Annotated in this window: 9 protein-coding genes; 7 read left to right on the top strand and 2 right to left on the bottom strand. The window is 56.1% G+C overall.

The features are described from left to right. Nucleotides 1-50 precede the first annotated feature (50 nt). Nucleotides 51-1,058 carry a YeiH family protein gene (locus BN2106_RS01750; RefSeq protein ID WP_050696849.1) on the top strand — a complete coding sequence of 336 codons (1,008 nt, stop codon included), beginning with the start codon at nt 51-53 and terminating at the stop codon, nt 1,056-1,058. Between the two features lie 46 nt (nt 1,059-1,104). Here BN2106_RS01750 and BN2106_RS01745 read toward each other — a convergent pair whose 3' ends face one another. Continuing rightward, nucleotides 1,105-1,956, bottom strand: a complete 852-nt coding sequence (locus BN2106_RS01745) for an aldo/keto reductase (protein ID WP_050696848.1) — start codon at nt 1,954-1,956, stop codon at nt 1,105-1,107. A gap of 129 nt (nt 1,957-2,085) precedes the next feature. On the opposite strand from BN2106_RS01745, the gene BN2106_RS01740 reads away from it, so the two are divergent. From BN2106_RS01740 to BN2106_RS01725, 4 genes are all read left to right on the top strand, one after another. Then, complete coding sequence (locus BN2106_RS01740; RefSeq protein ID WP_242846234.1) at nt 2,086-2,487, top strand: MerR family transcriptional regulator; 402 nt, start codon at nt 2,086-2,088, stop codon at nt 2,485-2,487. Between the two features lie 49 nt (nt 2,488-2,536). After that, complete coding sequence (locus BN2106_RS01735) at nt 2,537-3,058, top strand: GNAT family N-acetyltransferase (RefSeq protein ID WP_050696846.1); 522 nt, start codon at nt 2,537-2,539, stop codon at nt 3,056-3,058. 350 nt (nt 3,059-3,408) lie between these two features. After that, a complete protein-coding gene (locus BN2106_RS01730) occupies nt 3,409-10,512 on the top strand; it encodes a 3-keto-alpha-glucoside-1,2-lyase-like domain-containing protein (protein ID WP_050696845.1) in 7,104 nt (2,367 codons plus the stop codon). Nucleotides 10,513-10,824: 312 nt separating this feature from the next. Continuing rightward, nucleotides 10,825-14,736 carry a glycerophosphodiester phosphodiesterase family protein gene (locus BN2106_RS01725; protein ID WP_050696844.1) on the top strand — a complete coding sequence of 1,304 codons (3,912 nt, stop codon included), beginning with the start codon at nt 10,825-10,827 and terminating at the stop codon, nt 14,734-14,736. Nucleotides 14,737-15,128: 392 nt separating this feature from the next. Here BN2106_RS01725 and BN2106_RS01720 read toward each other — a convergent pair whose 3' ends face one another. Next, nucleotides 15,129-15,482 (bottom strand): helix-turn-helix domain-containing protein, encoded by a 354-nt coding sequence (locus BN2106_RS01720; RefSeq protein WP_050696843.1) that lies wholly within the window; start codon nt 15,480-15,482, stop codon nt 15,129-15,131. Between the two features lie 153 nt (nt 15,483-15,635). Here BN2106_RS01720 and BN2106_RS01715 point away from each other — a divergent pair, with 153 nt between their 5' ends. Together BN2106_RS01715 and BN2106_RS01710 are read left to right on the top strand one after the other, a co-directional pair. After that, nucleotides 15,636-15,965 carry a helix-turn-helix domain-containing protein gene (locus BN2106_RS01715; protein ID WP_050696842.1) on the top strand — a complete coding sequence of 110 codons (330 nt, stop codon included), beginning with the start codon at nt 15,636-15,638 and terminating at the stop codon, nt 15,963-15,965. 273 nt (nt 15,966-16,238) lie between these two features. Next, nucleotides 16,239-16,460: a helix-turn-helix domain-containing protein gene (locus BN2106_RS01710; protein WP_050696841.1), complete on the top strand. Its 222-nt coding sequence runs from the start codon at nt 16,239-16,241 to the stop codon at nt 16,458-16,460. Nucleotides 16,461-16,537 lie beyond the last annotated feature (77 nt).

Raw genomic sequence — 16,537 nt, 5'->3', positions numbered from 1 at the left:
TGAAGAGAACTTGGTATACTGGGGATCAAATAAAAGAGAAGAGGGATTTCGTGGAAGAATGGAAAAAGAGGGGGAAGGGCGTGCTGCTCTGTCTGGTCATCGCCCTTCCCGCATGGTTCCTGGGAAAGCTGCTGCCCGTGGTGGGCGGCCCTGTGTTTGCAATTCTGGCGGGCATGGCGCTCGCGCTGGTCTGGAAGGACAAATCCGGCGTCCAGCCGGGCGTGTCCTATGTCTCCAAAAAAGTCTTGCAGGCCGCTGTTGTTTTGCTGGGCTTCGGCATGAACCTGACGGAGGTGTTGGCGCGGGGAAAACAGTCCCTGCCCATCATTTTAAGCACCATTTCCGTTTCTCTGCTGATCGCGTTTGTCCTGTGCAAGGGGATGCACATTCCCGGGAAAACCGCCACGCTGGTGGGGGTGGGGTCCTCCATCTGCGGCGGCTCCGCCATTGCGGCGACCGCCCCGGTGATCGATGCGGACGATGAGGAAATTGCGCAGTCCATCTCCGTGATTTTCCTGTTCAATATCGTCGCGGCGTTAATTTTTCCGGCGCTCGGCGCGCTGCTCGGCCTCTCCAACGAGGGCTTCGGCTTGTTTGCCGGCACCGCGATCAACGATACCTCCTCCGTTACCGCCGCTGCCACGGCATGGGACGGGATACACGGCAGCAATACGCTGGACGCTGCCGCGATCGTCAAGATGACGCGGACGCTCGCCATTATCCCGATCACGCTGGTGCTGGCCTTTGTCCGCACGCGCAAGGCGTCGTCCAGGGATGGAACAAAGGTGGATATGAAGAAGATCTTTCCGTTCTTTGTCCTGTTTTTTGTTCTGGCCTCCGTCGTCACCACGGTGTTCCATCTGCCGGCGGCGGTAACCGGCCCGCTCAAAGAGCTGAGCAAATTTTTCATCGTCATGGCGATGGCCGCCATCGGTCTGAATACCGACCTCGTCAAGCTGGTCAAAACCGGCGGAAAGCCCATTTTTATGGGGTTCTGCTGCTGGGTCGGCATTGCGGGTGTCAGCCTGCTCCTCCAGCGCCTGCTGGGCGTCCTGTAACAAAACCGCCCCGGAATCGGTTCCGGGGCGGTTTTGCAGTACCGGTTTATGCGTGAATGCGGAGTTGGCTGAGCCGTTTTACGGTGGTGGGCAAAGTGTGGTCAATAATTTTGCTCTGCCCAAGGTCCAACGCGGCGATGGCCGCCATATCGCTTTCGTCCAGTGCGAACTCCCAAATGTCCAGATTTTCAACCATGCGCGCTTTGTGAATGGATTTGGGGATGATGGCCACACCGCGCTGTGTATTCCAGCGCAGGGCGACCTGTGCAACGGTCTTTCCGTGCTTCTTTGCAATGGCGGCGAGCGTCTCGTTTTGGAAGATCCCCTGCGCGCCTTCCGCCAGCGGTCCCCATGCCTCCGGCAGCACGCCGAATTCCTTCATGGTTTTGAGGGCCTCTTCCTGCTGGAAGAAAGGGTGGAGCTCGACCTGGTTGACGGCGGGAAGGACTTTTGCATGCAGGCACAGGTCGGCCAGCCGCTCCGGATAGAAATTACATACGCCGATCGCCCGGATTTTACCGGCCTCATACAGCTCTTCCATCGCCCGCCAGGAGCCGTAATAGTCGCCCAGGGGCTGGTGGATCAGGTACAGATCCAGGTAATCCAGGCCCAGCTTGTCCAAAGAGGTCTGAAAGGCCCGTTTTGCGGGTTCATAGCCCGCGTCCTGAATCCAGAGCTTTGTGGTGATGAACAGTTCTTCGCGGGGAATGCCGCTTTTTTGGATCGCTTTGCCCACGGCCTCTTCGTTGAAATAAGCGGCGGCGGTGTCAATCAGCCGGTATCCGGTTTCCAGCGCGTCGGAAACAGCCTGTTCGCATTGCGCGGCGTCTGGAATTTGGAATACGCCGAAGCCTTCAAGAGGCATGACGACACCGTTGTTTAAAGATATTGTTTGCATATGGGGTCTCCTTTCCATTTAAGACAGTCTTTACATGGGAGGTTCTTTGTGCTACGATTACTTTACCACCTTCGAGCAGCTCGAAGTCAAGCGCTTTTTTGAAAAAAAGGGGGAACGGATTTGTATACGGTGAAGGAAGCTGCCAGGATTCTCGGCCTCACGGAACATACCATCCGGTTTTATACGGATAAGGGGCTGGTTCCGTCCGTGAAGCGGGATAAAAATAACAACCGCCTCTTTGATGAGGAATCCATTAACTGGCTGACGGGAATCAAATATCTCCGCGACTGCGGAATGCCGCTCGAGTTTGTCAAAGAATATGTCGCATTATGTCTGGAAGGCGACGCGACCATTGAACAGCGGTACCAGATCATTTTGCGGCAGCAGGAAACGGCGCGGGCACAGCTGGAAGAAGCGGCACGCCGTTTGGAATATATGGAGAAAAAAGCGGAGCTGTACCGCGGGATCGTGGAACGGCGCATTCCCGACCGGATGAACCCGGCCAACTGGCCGACAAAATCTGTCGGATAAGAGCCCGTTTCTGTGTCTATATTAATGTAAAGAAAGAGAGGGACACCGGATGGAGTTTATCAGGCTGCGTTCCCCGGAGGATGTTCGGTTTGCGGCGGCAATGGCACTTTACCGGGAGAGCTTTCCCGCGTATGAGCAGAGGACCGCGCTTTCCCAAAGGGAAGCGCTCCGCTGCGACGACTATCATTTTACACTGCTGTACGACGGGAACCGGTTCGTCGGGCTGCTGCTTTATTGGGAAGCCATGGACTTCCGGTACGTCGAGCATTTTTGTATCGACCCGTCCCTGCGGAACCAAAGCTATGGCAGGCAGGCGCTGGACCGGCTGACAAAGGACGGTAAGACCGTTATTTTGGAGATCGACCCGCCAGTCAATGCCATCGCCGTGCGGCGGAAGGGCTTTTACGAGCGATGCGGATTCCGGGAGAACCCCTATGCGCATGTGCATCCGCCGTATCACCCGGGAAATAGCGGGCACGAGCTGCTCGTCCTTTCGCACCCGGCTTCGTTGTCCGGTGAAGCGTACGAGCGCTTCAACAGCTATCTGCAAAACACCGTGATGTCCGTCTGACAGCCGGAAGGGGAAATCCGCGCGGCGTGAAATCTGATTTGGCAGTCGGTATAAGAATAAAACGGCCTCCGCGTCCAGTCTTGGATGCGGAGGCCGTTTTATTCCTGTCAACCATATTCACCCCCAGCCGTCCCCGCCGGTTCTTTTTTATAATCTTGCATAAGAAATCAAAAAATCGAACGAAACAGCTAAAAAATCACAAATACTTCTGGAAATATCTGGTGTAAACTGAATGTGCAAGCAATTTGTTGCGAGAATAATCCAAGCCGCGGGCGGCAGGCGGCAGGGAGGGGGAGACAAAAGTTTCGCAAAAAGCCGCCGTCAGGAATGATATTGTAAGGAGGAGCTCTATGAAAAAAAGACTGCTGAGTCTGGTCCTTTCCTTGGCGATGGTCTTCACCATGCTGGCGCCTGTCGCGTCCGCCGCTCCGGCACAGGACGGCGCATTGACGCATCAGGGCTTACAGGCGGAATACTATCTGGTAAGGGATGCATCCGGATTCCCCTTCACCGATCTGAAGGGCATTTATGTAGACCCCAATATCGCATTCAGCGATACAGAAAGCATGCTGACACAGCGCACCGGCCAAAACGACTGGTGCGGCGCGCGCTGGACCGGCCGCATTGTCGCGCCGGAGACAGGCGAGTACACGTTCTATGCCTATACGGACAATGGAACCCGTGTATATGTAGACAATATGGAAACCCCGATCATCGACTGGTGGGTCAACCAGTGGGATGTTGAGCAGAAGAGCAAGCCCATCCACCTGGAAGCCGGACAGGCCTACGAGTTCAAGATGGATTGGTTTGAAGCCACGGGCGGCTCCCACGTTTACCTGCGCTGGTCCAACGACCAGGGCATGGAAAAAACGCTGGTCCCGACCACCGCGTTCTACCTTCCGGCCAACTACGCTGGCCCGATCGTGGAAGACATGAACACCGACAACGCGCAGCTCGATAAGGATCTGGGCCTGGGCGGCACGATCGCGCTGACTGGCTCGAACTTTACAGAAGACACCACCGCTGAGGTTGTTACCCTGGGCGGCAGCTCTCTGGAGCCGAAGGCGGTCATGGAGACCGTTTCCGCAACCGAGACGGAACTGGTTCTCGGTGTTCCGGATTCCCTGAATCCCGGTGCGTTTAAGATCCGGCTGCAAAAGGACGCTTACATCAGCGATACCGAACAGTATATTCTGGTTACCTCTGAATCCGGCAGCGGCATCGCGCGCAGCGAGCATCCCCGCCCGGACTGGAAGCGCGACAAATGGATGAACCTGAACGGCGTCTGGGATTTTGATTTCGATCCGGATAAGGCCGGAGAAGCGGACAAGTGGTATGAGTCCAAAAATTACGGCCTCAAGATCAATGTGCCGTTCCCGTGGGAATCCCCGGCCAGCGGCATCCAGAACGCCTCTTACCTCGGCACCGCATGGTACGAGAGAGACCTCACCCTGGACGACTCCTGGGTCGCTGACGGCGAAAAGGTCTTCCTGAAATTCGGCGCGGTCGACTGGTTCTGCACCCTGTACGTCAACGGCGAAAAGGTCGGCGACCACGAGGGCGGCTACACCCCGTTTGAATTCGACATCACCGAGTTTGTCAATGCGGGCGACAACAAGATTACCCTGATGGTCAACGACGAGGCCTCCTACGGCAAGGACGAATACCCGGCGCTGGTCGGCAAGCAGGGCCACAACGCACCCTGCGGCTACACGCACACCAGCGGCATCTGGCAGACCGTCTACCTGGAAGGCAGAAGCAGCACCTACTTGGAGTATGCGCATGCCAACCCGGACGTGGACAATTCCTCCGTCCAGTTTGAACTGAAGGTCCAGAGCGACGCCGACAAGACCGTCACCGTCGCGTATGACTTCAAGAGCGTCCTGTGGGACGACGAAAAGGGCGAAAACATCGAAACCGGTTCCACCATCAGCGGCACGCAGGAAATCGCGCTGAAGGCGGGCGAAAACCTGGTCTCCCTGGATGCAATCGCCATCGCGGACCAGAAGCTGTGGAACTATGATTCCCCGAACCTCTACGAAGGCTCCGTCAAGCTGCTGGACGGCGATACCGAGCTGGACAACGTTGCCACCTATTTTGGTCAGCGCAAAGTCAGCACGGAAATCTATGACGGCAAAAACTATGAGTACATTTATGTCAACAACGAGCCGGTCTTCCTGTCCGGTTTGCTGGATCAGGGCTTCTGGGAAGAGGGCGTCTATACCGCTCCCAGCGAAGAAGCGCTGAAATATGACATCAAGGCGATGCGCGACCGCGGCTTCAACATGATCCGCAAACACCTCAAGATTGAGGACCCGGTCCAGTATTACTGGGCGGACCGCCTGGGCATGTTTGTGTGGCAGGATATGCCGCACGCCACCTATATGAATACAAAGTCCAACAACGGCGCAACCCCGGGCCGCGTGGTCTATGAGTACGCGCTGGAGCAGATGCTCAACCGCGACTACAACCATCCCAGCGTGATCGCCGTCATGCTCTTCAATGAGACATGGGGCATCAACCACAACGGCGGAAAAGCCGACGACGGCATGACCACCAACGAGTGGATCCAGTACCTGTACTACAAGACCAAGGATATCAACCCGAATCTGCTGGTTGAGGATATGAGCCCGTGCAACAACGACCATATCCAGCCGACCGACCTGAATACCTTCCATATGTATCCGAAGGGCTATCAGAACTCCAAAAACGATGTGGCCAACCGTGAGCGCGACACCTATCCCGGTTCCGGCAACAACTTCTGGGGCGATTTCAAGCAGGAAACCGAGCCCTGGCTGAACAGCGAATACGGCGGCGTCGACGCGTACGCGGGCGACTTCGACGTATCTTGGTGCTTCAAGTATCAGACCGATATCCAGCGCCAGTACGACAAGCTGAACGGCTTTGTCTACACCGAGCCGTTCGACGTGGAATACGAGCGCAACGGCATCCTGACCTATGACCGCCGCGACAAGATCTTCGGCTACGACGAAGTGGCGTACGGTGGCGACATGCGTATTAACGACCTGACCAATCCGGAGCATTATGTCGGTCTCGACATCAACCCGGCGCTGGTCGTAGCCCCCGGCACGCAGTATTCCGCACCGGCGGTCGCGATCAACTGGTCCGGCGAAGCGCTGGAGAACCCGGTCCTGAAGTGGCGTTTTGACGCGACGGACATTTACGGCAACAACATCTCCACCGGAAAGAGCGGCGAATTTGCTCTGACCTATGCGCCGTACACCCGTGAGAACCATACGATCTCCTTCACGCTGCCCGATCAGAAGTGCGTCGGCACCATCACCCTCTGGATCGAGAGCAACGGCGAAAAGATTTCCAAGAACTTTGCAAACGTCATTGTGACCAACGGCAAGGACTCCCCGGCGGTCAGCATCCTGTCTGAAGAGACAGCGGTTCTGCGCCAGTCCGCCGCAGCCTCCAACACCGTGAAAAACGGCGTGGGTGCGGTCACTTACGAGTACACCCTGCCGGCCGGTTTCGATGTGGACAGCCTCAACGGCATGCGCGTCGTCGCGGAAGCGTCCTCCCTGAAGGATGAAACCGTCAACCACGGCATCAGCAACTCCAAGCTGTCTCAGACAACCGTGGGCAGCGAACTTCCCTCCGATGTGACCGTTTCCATCAACGGCCATGAAGTCAACACCGTGTTCCTCCCGGACAACCCGAGAGACATCCGCGGCACGCTGACTCTGCCCAAGGGCGAACTGAACGGCGCCAGCGCGGGCAACTTCGGTTACCTGCTCAACCTCAGCGTTCCGGCGGACGTGCTGGACGCTCTGAAGGCAGAGCTGGCGGAAAACAACGCCCTGACCGTCTCCTATTCCGTCAAGGAAGACGCGGAGAACGCGAACGGCGTGCGTATGTACAACGAAGGCAACGGCCGCTACGCCGTCAACCCGATGGTCATCCTGAATCCGGAAGACCTGGCCACAACGGAAGCGGTTACCCCCGAAACCAACAACTTCAGCGTCGAGTCCGGCGCGGCGGGCTTCTATGCGCGCTACAACGCGGAAGCGAACACCGGCTACAAGGTCGGCGTGGAAGACGGCAGCGTCGTGCTGGCCAAAGCGGACGGAACCGTTTTAGCAACGGCGGAAGCGGACGCCTCCAACCTGAAGGCGGTCTTCTTTGACGATCATGTCACCGTGTATGCAGATGGCAACCCGGTCCCGGTCATCGATCTCTACGATTACAGCGGTTTCACCGGTTCTGTACAGGCGATCGGCGGCAGCGTGACGGTTGCGCCGGAGAGCTATGAAGTCCTCACAGCGGGCGACGTCCAGGCGGACGTCCAGTTTGTGGATTCCTTCAATATCGGCTCCGGCACCACGCAGGGCAGACCCAACGAAACCTTTGGCAAGCGCTATGAGATCATCAAGGGCGACAAAGACCGCCCGAACGATACCAACAAATCCGACGGCGTCTGGAACGGCTCCAACGAGAACAACAACCTCTACGTCGAGGCGGATTGGGGCAACAAGGCGATCATCAAGAACACCGAGTCCACCGATCTTGTCGCGGAAGCGGATATTACCCTGACGGAAGTTAAGCCCGGCACCAACGGCAACATGGGCCTGATCATCCGCGGCAGCGAGTACAAGGACAATGTCGACGGAGCCAACGGCTATTACGCAGGCATTGGCGAAGGCTATATTCAGGTCGGACGCATGAGCAACGGCTGGACGGAGCTGGCCAATGTGAAGGCTCCCGTCGCGGTCGGCGAAACCCACAGACTGCGTATGGTCGCGGTCGGCTCCAGAATCCGCGTCTATCTGGACGACGAGACGGAACCGCGCGTCGATGTGTATGACGGCACCTACCAGAGCGGCAGCGTTGCACTGCGCGGCTTCCGCTGCAAGGGCGTCTTTGACAACGTAGTCGTTTCCACCGCGCCGCGCTATGAAGCGGACTTTGAAAACGGCAGCATCGCCGAGTGGACGGCGACCGGTGCGGCTTGGAGCAGCGAGGACGGCCAGATGGCGGCAAGCGGCAAAGCAACGGCGCTGGTCGGCAACGCGGGCTGGACCGATTACGAGTTCTCCGCGGATGTGACTCCGGCGGCGGACGGCAAAGCGGGCCTCGCGGTTCGCGCCATTACCCAGAAGGAACGCCTCTCCGGCTACTATGTGGTTCTGGATGAAAAGGCGGATAAACTCCAGGTCATCCGCTCCATGAGCGGTGTGGAAACCGTATTGGCGGAAACCGATCTGGACGTCGCGGCGGATACCGCCTACAATCTCAAGGTGCGCGCGGTCAACAACGCGCTGCGCGTCTATGTGGATGGTGCAAAGGAAGCGGCGCTCACCGTAATTGACAATGATTTCCTCAACGGCAAAGCTGGCCTTGTGATTCTGGAAGGCGCGGCGGCGTTTGACAACGTCGTGGTCAAGGATAAGTTTATCTATGAAGAAAACTTCTCCGATGGCTGCCTGGACGGCTGGAACATCATCAGCGGCGACTTCTCCGTTAAGGATAATACGCTTAACCTGAAGAGTGCGCAGGGCAAGAAGATGGTCGACGGCTACGCCACATGGGACGACTATGTGATCCAGGCCAAGATCAAGCTTGATGTTCGCAATGATATCAAGTCCAATGCGGGCTATATTTTCCGCTGCTCCGACTTCGGAGTGGGCCAGGACGATCAGTACGGCTATGTATCCGGCATCAACTACAATGCCAAAGAGCTGACCGGCGAATCGGCCAGCGGCCTGGAAACCGGCGACATCCACTATGGATGGCGTTCCATCATGAACGACCACAGCTTCAAGATTGATCCGTCCAAATGGTATGATTTTGAAGTCAAAGTCATCGGCAACAAGATTACGGCTTCCGTCGACGGCGTAGAGTATTACACAGTTGAAGACGAAGCGTATAGCTATGGCATGATCGGACTGCGCAATTTCAACTCCGGTCTGCAGGTACAGAACTTTAAGGTCATTCCGGCGGATGAATATGAAAAGGATATTCCGTCCGAGCACATGCTCACCGCCTCCTACAACAACAATGTCAGCCTGTATATCGACGGCGAGAATCAGCGTCTTGCAGACCTGATCGGCGCGTATAAGGACGTTGTGATGGCAGGCGACAAGCTGTCCCTCGAGTTCCGTCCGCGTCTGGACGGCAGAGAACTTGCAGGCGTGACCCTCAACGGCAAAGCGCTGCAGGTCAAAGACACCGGTTCCTTCGTATACGACCTGACCATGCCGAACAAGGATACCACCCTTGCGTTCCAGTTCACCGTAGTGGATAAGACCAATCTGCGCTCCGTGATCGCGGTTGCGGAGGATTGCGCGGACGAGGCGGCAGGTACAGTTCCGTCTGTACAGAAGAAATTTGAAAAAGCCCTGAAGGAAGCCAAGGCGGCGGAAGAAAAGCTGACGGCAACCCAGAAGGAAATTGACGACGCAATGTTCGCGCTGATCGACGCGATGCATTACCTCAGCTTCACGGAGGGCGACAAGTCCAAGCTGACCGTGCTGATGGACATCGCGGACGCTTTGGACCGCAGCTTCTACACCGAGGAGAGCCTGGCCAAGGTCGATGCAGCCTATGCGGCGGCCAAGGAACTGGTCGACGCGGAAGACGCGCTGGAAGTGGACGTCGACGCGGCGGCGGAAGCGCTGAACGAAGCGCTGATCACCCTGGTGAGAATCACCGATAAGAGCGACCTGGCGGACAAGATCGACACGGCTGAAGGCCTGGATCTCGACAAGTATCTCGAGGTTGGCAAGGAGGAGTTCGCGGCGGCTTTGGAGAAGGCCCACGCGGTTATGGAGAATCCGGACGCCACCCAGAAGGAGATCGAGGACGCGGTAAATGAACTGTCGAGTGCGATGACATTGCTGCGTCTTATCCCCAACAAGGACGCTCTCAAAGAAAATATCGAGAAGGCGGAAGCCATCGATACCAGCAAATACACGGCAGCCAGCGTGCGCGACCTGAAGGATACGCTGGGCGAGGCGAACGACGTCCTCAACAACCCGCAGGCGACCCAGGAAGAAGTTGACGCGGTCAACACGAAGCTGACCAGAGTCACGAACAGCCTGGTGCCGAAGGGCAGCAGCAAGCCCAGCGGAAACAAGACCTCCGGCGGTTCCTCCGCACCTTCCAACGCATACGGCGCTGAGGGCACGGCGATCGTGGGCGCAAATGTTGCACAGGCAGCAAGCGTCGTCTCCGACACCACTGTGAACTTCACCCTGAAGAGAGGCAGCGCGTACTGCTTCAAGATGACGGTTGTGAACGGCAACGGAACAGCCCCGAGCTTCACCGTCGGCAACGGCGACGTGCTCAAGACCCAATTTGTAGCAAAGATCGGCAACGAGTATTACTACAGAGTCTGGGCGGTCGGCGCACCGGGCGCCAGCACCGGCGTTTATACCGCGCTGCCGGGCGCTGCTGCTGTCAAGCACTGCACGGTAACCATTGGCTGATTGCAGCCACTGAAAGACACCGCAGGTGCGAACGACGTTGTACGTCCCGTCAAACACTGTACGGTTTCTATCGGCTAAGTAAAGTGGTTTTCAGCCTCTGCAAAGCAGAGTCAATCGGATCATCCTTCTGATAGACGCGGCAACCCGATTGGGGAGCGCCCCGGCCAACTGGCCGGGGCGCTCCTTCTGTTTTTTGCCATATTTTGTATTCTAAAGTCCACTTTACCTGTTCTTGATCTGCTCCTAATACAAACGCGGTATCCTAAGAACCGGCAAAAAGGATTTTGAGACGATTTTTTGGAGGTTGAAATGATGAAACTGAGAAAAACCCTTTGCGCATTGCTGGCGGCCTTACAGCTGACCGCACTGGCAGGTATTCTTCCCGCGACAGCGGCGCAGGAACAGGTACCGGCGATTTCCCATGTGGCCAGCCATGCGCAGGCCGGCGACGAACCGTTCCTCTCCGTGGATTTTGAGGACGGAACGCTTCCCGCGGACTGGAAACAGCTTGGCGGCAGCTGTGCGGTCAAGGAGGAAAACGGAAACCACTTCCTGGAGATGGAGCCGAACACAAGGTTGATCATCCCGATGCCGGAGGGCGCGGGCGACTATATCATTGAAGCAGATGTGACCTTCATGCAGGCGAGCAATTCCGCGCGCTGGGCTTCGATCATGTACCGCGTGCAGGATCAGGACAAGCCGTACTACCAGTTTGCGGTTCGGCAGGATGCCACCGCGACCAACGGCGTGGAATTTGCGGCAATGACGGCGGGCGGCGCCTGGGATGTGCGGGAAACCGCCTCCTTCACCGGCAAAATGGACGACGGCCTGACCCGCCATTTTAAGGTGACGGCTACCGGCAATCGGGTCAAGCAGTGGATCGACGGCAAGGAACTGATCTTTACCGACAAGGCAGCCGATTTTTCTACCGGCGACATCGGCCTGCAATCCAATCTGGTGACGGTGCGCTTCGACAACCTTACCGTGCACCTGAACCCGGAAGCGCTTCCGGATCTCCCCAAACCGGAGAACGACTATGCGATGGTGAAGAGCCTGAGCGACAACCTTGTTTCTGCCCCGACCGTGATCGCCTCCGGCCTGACCGGTTTAGACGACGCGGAAGCCAAAATGGCCGACGCAGTGACCAGCAGCCTGATGCTCCGCGCGGAACGGGAAGAGGATGGACTCGCGCTCTACAGCGGCGAAGTCCGCCTGGGCGGCATACAGGACTGTATGGATCAGCTCTACGGGAAAACGCTGCTGCTGATCGAGCTGGACGATGCGGAGACGGCGGACGCGCTCGCGGCTTATATTGAGGAAAACAAGCTGGAGGATTTGCAGGTTGCCGGTACAAACGGCGAGCTGCTGCGCGAATTCCGCGCCAAAGCTCCAACCACGCGCGCCAGCCTGATGCTGGATGCGGAAACCCTGACCCGCGCGCAGGCGGCGGATGCCGTCGGCGCGGCGAATCGCGCGAACGCCAAGAACATCATCCTCAAACAGTCCGCGGCGAACAAGGAAGTCGTGGAACAGATGCAGCGCCTGCTGTTGTCCGTCTGGGTGGTTTCCGACGACACGACGACCGGCCTTTTCCGCGCGGTCCAGTCCGGCGCGAACGGCGTGATTACCGCGGAACCGGCGCGTCTGGCGGCGCTGGCGGAATGTTTTACAGGCCGCACCCTGACCCGCCGCAGCTTTATCATCGGACACCGCGGCACCCCGGGCAGCGCGCCGGAGAATACGATGGCGGGCTACAGGATGGCATATGAAGAGTACGGCGCGCAAATGATTGAAAACGACGTTTACCTGACGAAGGATCAAGAGGTCATCGTCCTGCACGACGACACCTTTGCCCGCACGACCGACATCCTGACCAACACCCAAATTTCAGACAGTGTGTTCACAGACGGTGTGACGCGCCAGAACTGCCGCCCGCGCGACTTGACGCTGGAGCAGGTCCGGATGCTCGACGCGGGCTCCTACTACGGGGAAGAATTTGCGGGGGAACCGGTCCCCACCCTGCGGGAGATGCTGGAGTACATCAAAGGCAAGGACCTCGTGCTCTTCCTGGAGCTGAAGGACAATTCCGAGGGCATTGAGAAGGCCTGCACCGATATGATCAAAGAATTCGATATGCAGGACCAGGTCTGCTGTATCACTTTCAATGCCAAGAGCGTGCCGATCACGCTGGACGAGATGCCCACAATGTCCATCGGCTACCTGAGCGGCGTGGGCAGCGTCAACACGGCGAACCCGATGGTCACCGTTCGTAAGGCGCTCAATCAGGTTCTGCCGATGAACAGCACCTTCAATCCCTCCTACGGCGCGATCCACAACGAGACGTTTGTCCAGCAGATGCAGGGACGCGGCATGACGCTTTGGCCGTGGACCTACAACAGCCAGAGCGCCTACCAGTGGGCAATTGACCACGGCATCAACGGCCTTACCACCAATTACGCGGACTGGTCAAAGGATGCGGTGTTCGGGGTTGAGGCGGAACAGAACGCATATACGCTGGCGGAAGGCGAAACCCTGTCCCTCAAGGCGGTGGGTAAAACCAATGCGCGGGATGTTGTAAGCTATGACGCACCGGAAATTGTGGTACTGGAAGGCGGCGAACTGATTCAGGTATCCGGCAGTGCCGTCACCGGCGTCAAGGCGGGCACAGCGGTGGTATCCCTGCGCGTCAAGTCCCAGATGGGCGGCACAGAGTACGACCTTTACACCGCGCCGGTTACCCTCACCGTATCCGAGGGTATTCCCGCGGAGCATATGCTCACCGTTACCTACGGCAAAAACGTCAGCCTGTCGGTGGACGGCATCAGCCAGAAGCTGCCGGATCTGATCGGCGCATACAAGGACGTTGTAATGGCAAAGGACGAGGTTGCGTTGGCGTTCCGCCCCTATGTGGACGGCAGGGAACTTGCCGGCGCAACCCTCAACGGCGAACCGCTGAAACTGGCGGACGGCGAAATCTTTGCGTACAACTTTACCATGCCGAACACAGATGCAACCCTTGCGTTTCAGTTTATTGTGGTGAATAAGATGAATCTGCGTTCCGTAATCGAAATTGCGGAGGGCTGCGCCGACGAAGCGGCGGCATCCGTCCCGGCGGTACAGAGAAAGTATGAAAAAGCCCTTAAAACCGCGCAGGCGGTGGAAGCCAATCCGAGCGCGTCCCAGAAAGAAATTGACGACGCGATGTTTGCGCTGATCGACGCACTGCATTACCTCAGCTTTACGGAGGGCGACAAGTCCAAGCTGACCGTGCTCATGGAAGTTGCGGATGCGCTGGATCGCGGCGATTACACAGCGGACAGCCTGGCGGCGCTCGATGCGGCCTATGCGGCTGCGAAGGAGCTGGTCGAGGCGGAAAATGCGCTGGAGGTTGACGTCGATGCGGCGGCAAAAGAACTGAACGACGCGCTGGAAAATCTGGTCCGCCTCTCCGACAGGAGCGGCCTGGAAGCCCGAATTGCGGAAGCGGAGGCGCTGAAGCTCGAGGCATATCTGGAGACCGGCAAGGCGGAATTCACGGCGGCCCTGGCAGCGGCGCATACCGTTCTGGCGGATACAGACGCGGCCCAGAAAGCGATTGACGATGCGGAGGCTGCCCTTGTGGAGGCGATGGCGCGCCTGCGCCTCATCCCCAACAAAGAGGCACTCAAAGAAACGATTGACAAGGCGGAAGCTGTCGACACCAATCCGTATACGGCGGACAGCGTGCGCACCCTGACGGCCGCGCTGGAGGATGCAAACAGAACTTTTGCAGACGACCAGGCAACCCAGGAAGAGGTTGACGCTTCCAACCGGCGCCTGACGAAGGCGCTGAACGGCTTGGCCTCCAAAGATACCGGGATCCGCAGCGGCGAAAAGTCTGCCCGTACACCCGTCAACACCAATACATATGGCGCAGAGGGCACGGCTGTCGCGGGCGTGAACGCCTCACGGGCAGCCAGTGTGGTTTCCGATACCACAGCGGACTGTACCCTGCAAAGAGGCAGCGCATACTGCTTTCAGATGACGGTTGTCAATGGCAGCAACGCGGCCCCGTATTTCACGGTAGGCAACGGCAATGTACTCAAGACCCAGTTTGTAGCCAGGATCGGCAACGATTTCTATTACAGGGTGTATGCCATTGGCGCACCGGGACAGAGCACCGGCGTGTATACCCAAATGCCCAATGGGGAACCGCAAAAGCATTGTGTGATCACAATTGTTTAAAAAGGCCTTCGCGGTAAGCGCGTCGCGGCCGAAAGTCCCGGGTTAAAATCCAGTCCAGCATAGCACGGAAGTGGCGGAACCCTTCCACTTGCAAAGAGCGTTTGAATGTGCCCGATTGTAAAAAAGCTTCCATGAAAAACACCGCGGGGATGCAAGGAAGAACATACCTGCGATCTGCTGGCAAGTCTTAAATTTTTTATCAAATCAACAGAACGCCCCCCACAGCAAAAGCTGTGGGGGGCGTTCTGTTTCAGCAAGAAAAAGAGGGGGTTTGCTGCTCCCAGGGACACGCTGTTATATTGTTTGCAATTTTTGATGGATTATAGTTTAATATGGACAAGAAAGAAATATACCTGTTACTTATTTTTGGAACAAAAATTGCGCAAAAAAATTTAATCGTTATGCGGTTGTAAAGTGGAACGCACAAAGGCTTCAAACGATTCTTTGTCCATATTATGTGCTGCGAGAAGGATTTCACGCACATCCTGGCCGGAAGTGGCAAATGCCTGCATTGGCACGGAACTGGCAATCTCTTCCTCCAGCTTGTCCCGATGTCCGCCCATCATCGTATCCATGGAAACACCGTACAGCGTGGAAAGTCGTTTTAAAGATGTGACAGTGGGTAGGCTTTTGCTCGTTTCATAATAGCTATAGCTGGAACGGTCCAAGGAGAGCATGTCGGCAATCTGCTTCTGGGTCAGTCCGGCCCGGACGCGGAGTTCTTTTAAAGCTTCATTCAGTTCCATGGTTATAACCACCTTCATTTTTTTGTTAGTGAAAAATATTGACCACAATAGCACATCTATATAGTTGTAGAAAAGTAACCACAATATGTATTATCGATTTCTTCTTTTCATACTATAATAGAAAGTGCAGTATCAGAGCATGGAGGATAGAGAATGGAGATAGGCGTGTACTTAAAGAAACTCCGTATAAACAAAGGCAAAAGCGTATATGCCTTGGCCAAAGAAACTGGCATTTCAGAAAATCACATCCATCGCATTGAAAAAGGCATCAGCCAACCCTCCGTCTCCCTGCTGGAAAAGCTGCTGCAGGCGCTGGGAATCACTCTTTCCGAATTTTTCGGACAGGACGCGGAAATTCTCTATCCGTCAACCTTTGAAATGGAATTGATACAGGCGACCCGGCAGCTCGACGATGAACGAGCGGAAACCGTCCTGCATTTGATTAAATTGATGGGAGTCAGCAAAGAGAAAAAGCATTTATAAGCGATAGCATTTTAGCCAATCAGCAGGAAAGCTGAATTGCAAATGGCAGGGGATTCTCCGCAGTACAGCATTTTGGAAAGAGATGCATGCGGGGAGTCCCCCGCTGGCATTTTGGCAAAAAGAAACAAAGGAAAAGAAAGCTGCTGACCCAATTGCGGAGAAAATGAGAAATATCCTAGTTTTATTATAGCGAATAACGGTACAGCAGTCAATTAATTGAGTATGACAAGTGTTGACAGATGTTGACAAGTGTCGACAAAGAGGTGACGCACTATGATCAGTTATGCACCATTTTATCGCACATTAAAGGTAAAAAGGTTCACAGAGTACCAGTTGATCAAACAATACCGGTTTTCCGCCAATATTCTGTTCCGAATGAAGCAGGGGAAAAATATCACGTTAAAGACATTGAATACCCTCTGTGCAATTCTGGATTGCCGTGTGGAGGATATCGTCTGTTTTGTACAGGATAAAAATGAAACTCTGTTTCATTGAAAAATAAATCGATCACATCCCGTTTTTTCCTTGTTTGCCCGATGAATGTATGGTATCATGTCTATAATGAGGGAAAG

Origin of the sequence: Anaeromassilibacillus senegalensis (assembly GCF_001261775.1) — a bacterium.
GTDB lineage: Bacteria > Bacillota > Clostridia > Oscillospirales > Acutalibacteraceae > Anaeromassilibacillus > Anaeromassilibacillus senegalensis.
The sequence above is the reverse complement of the archived record's forward strand: the minus strand, read 5'-3'. Positions and strand labels throughout refer to the sequence as shown.

Coding starts and splice junctions, on each gene's coding strand:
- BN2106_RS01710 (WP_050696841.1), top strand. CDS start 16,239: ATGATCAGTTATGCACCATTTTATCGCACATTAAAGGTAAAAAGGTTC.
- BN2106_RS01745 (WP_050696848.1), bottom strand. CDS start 1,956: ATGCAAACAATATCTTTAAACAACGGTGTCGTCATGCCTCTTGAAGGC.
- BN2106_RS01720 (WP_050696843.1), bottom strand. CDS start 15,482: ATGGAACTGAATGAAGCTTTAAAAGAACTCCGCGTCCGGGCCGGACTG.
- BN2106_RS01735 (WP_050696846.1), top strand. CDS start 2,537: ATGGAGTTTATCAGGCTGCGTTCCCCGGAGGATGTTCGGTTTGCGGCG.
- BN2106_RS01730 (WP_050696845.1), top strand. CDS start 3,409: ATGAAAAAAAGACTGCTGAGTCTGGTCCTTTCCTTGGCGATGGTCTTC.
- BN2106_RS01725 (WP_050696844.1), top strand. CDS start 10,825: ATGAAACTGAGAAAAACCCTTTGCGCATTGCTGGCGGCCTTACAGCTG.
- BN2106_RS01715 (WP_050696842.1), top strand. CDS start 15,636: ATGGAGATAGGCGTGTACTTAAAGAAACTCCGTATAAACAAAGGCAAA.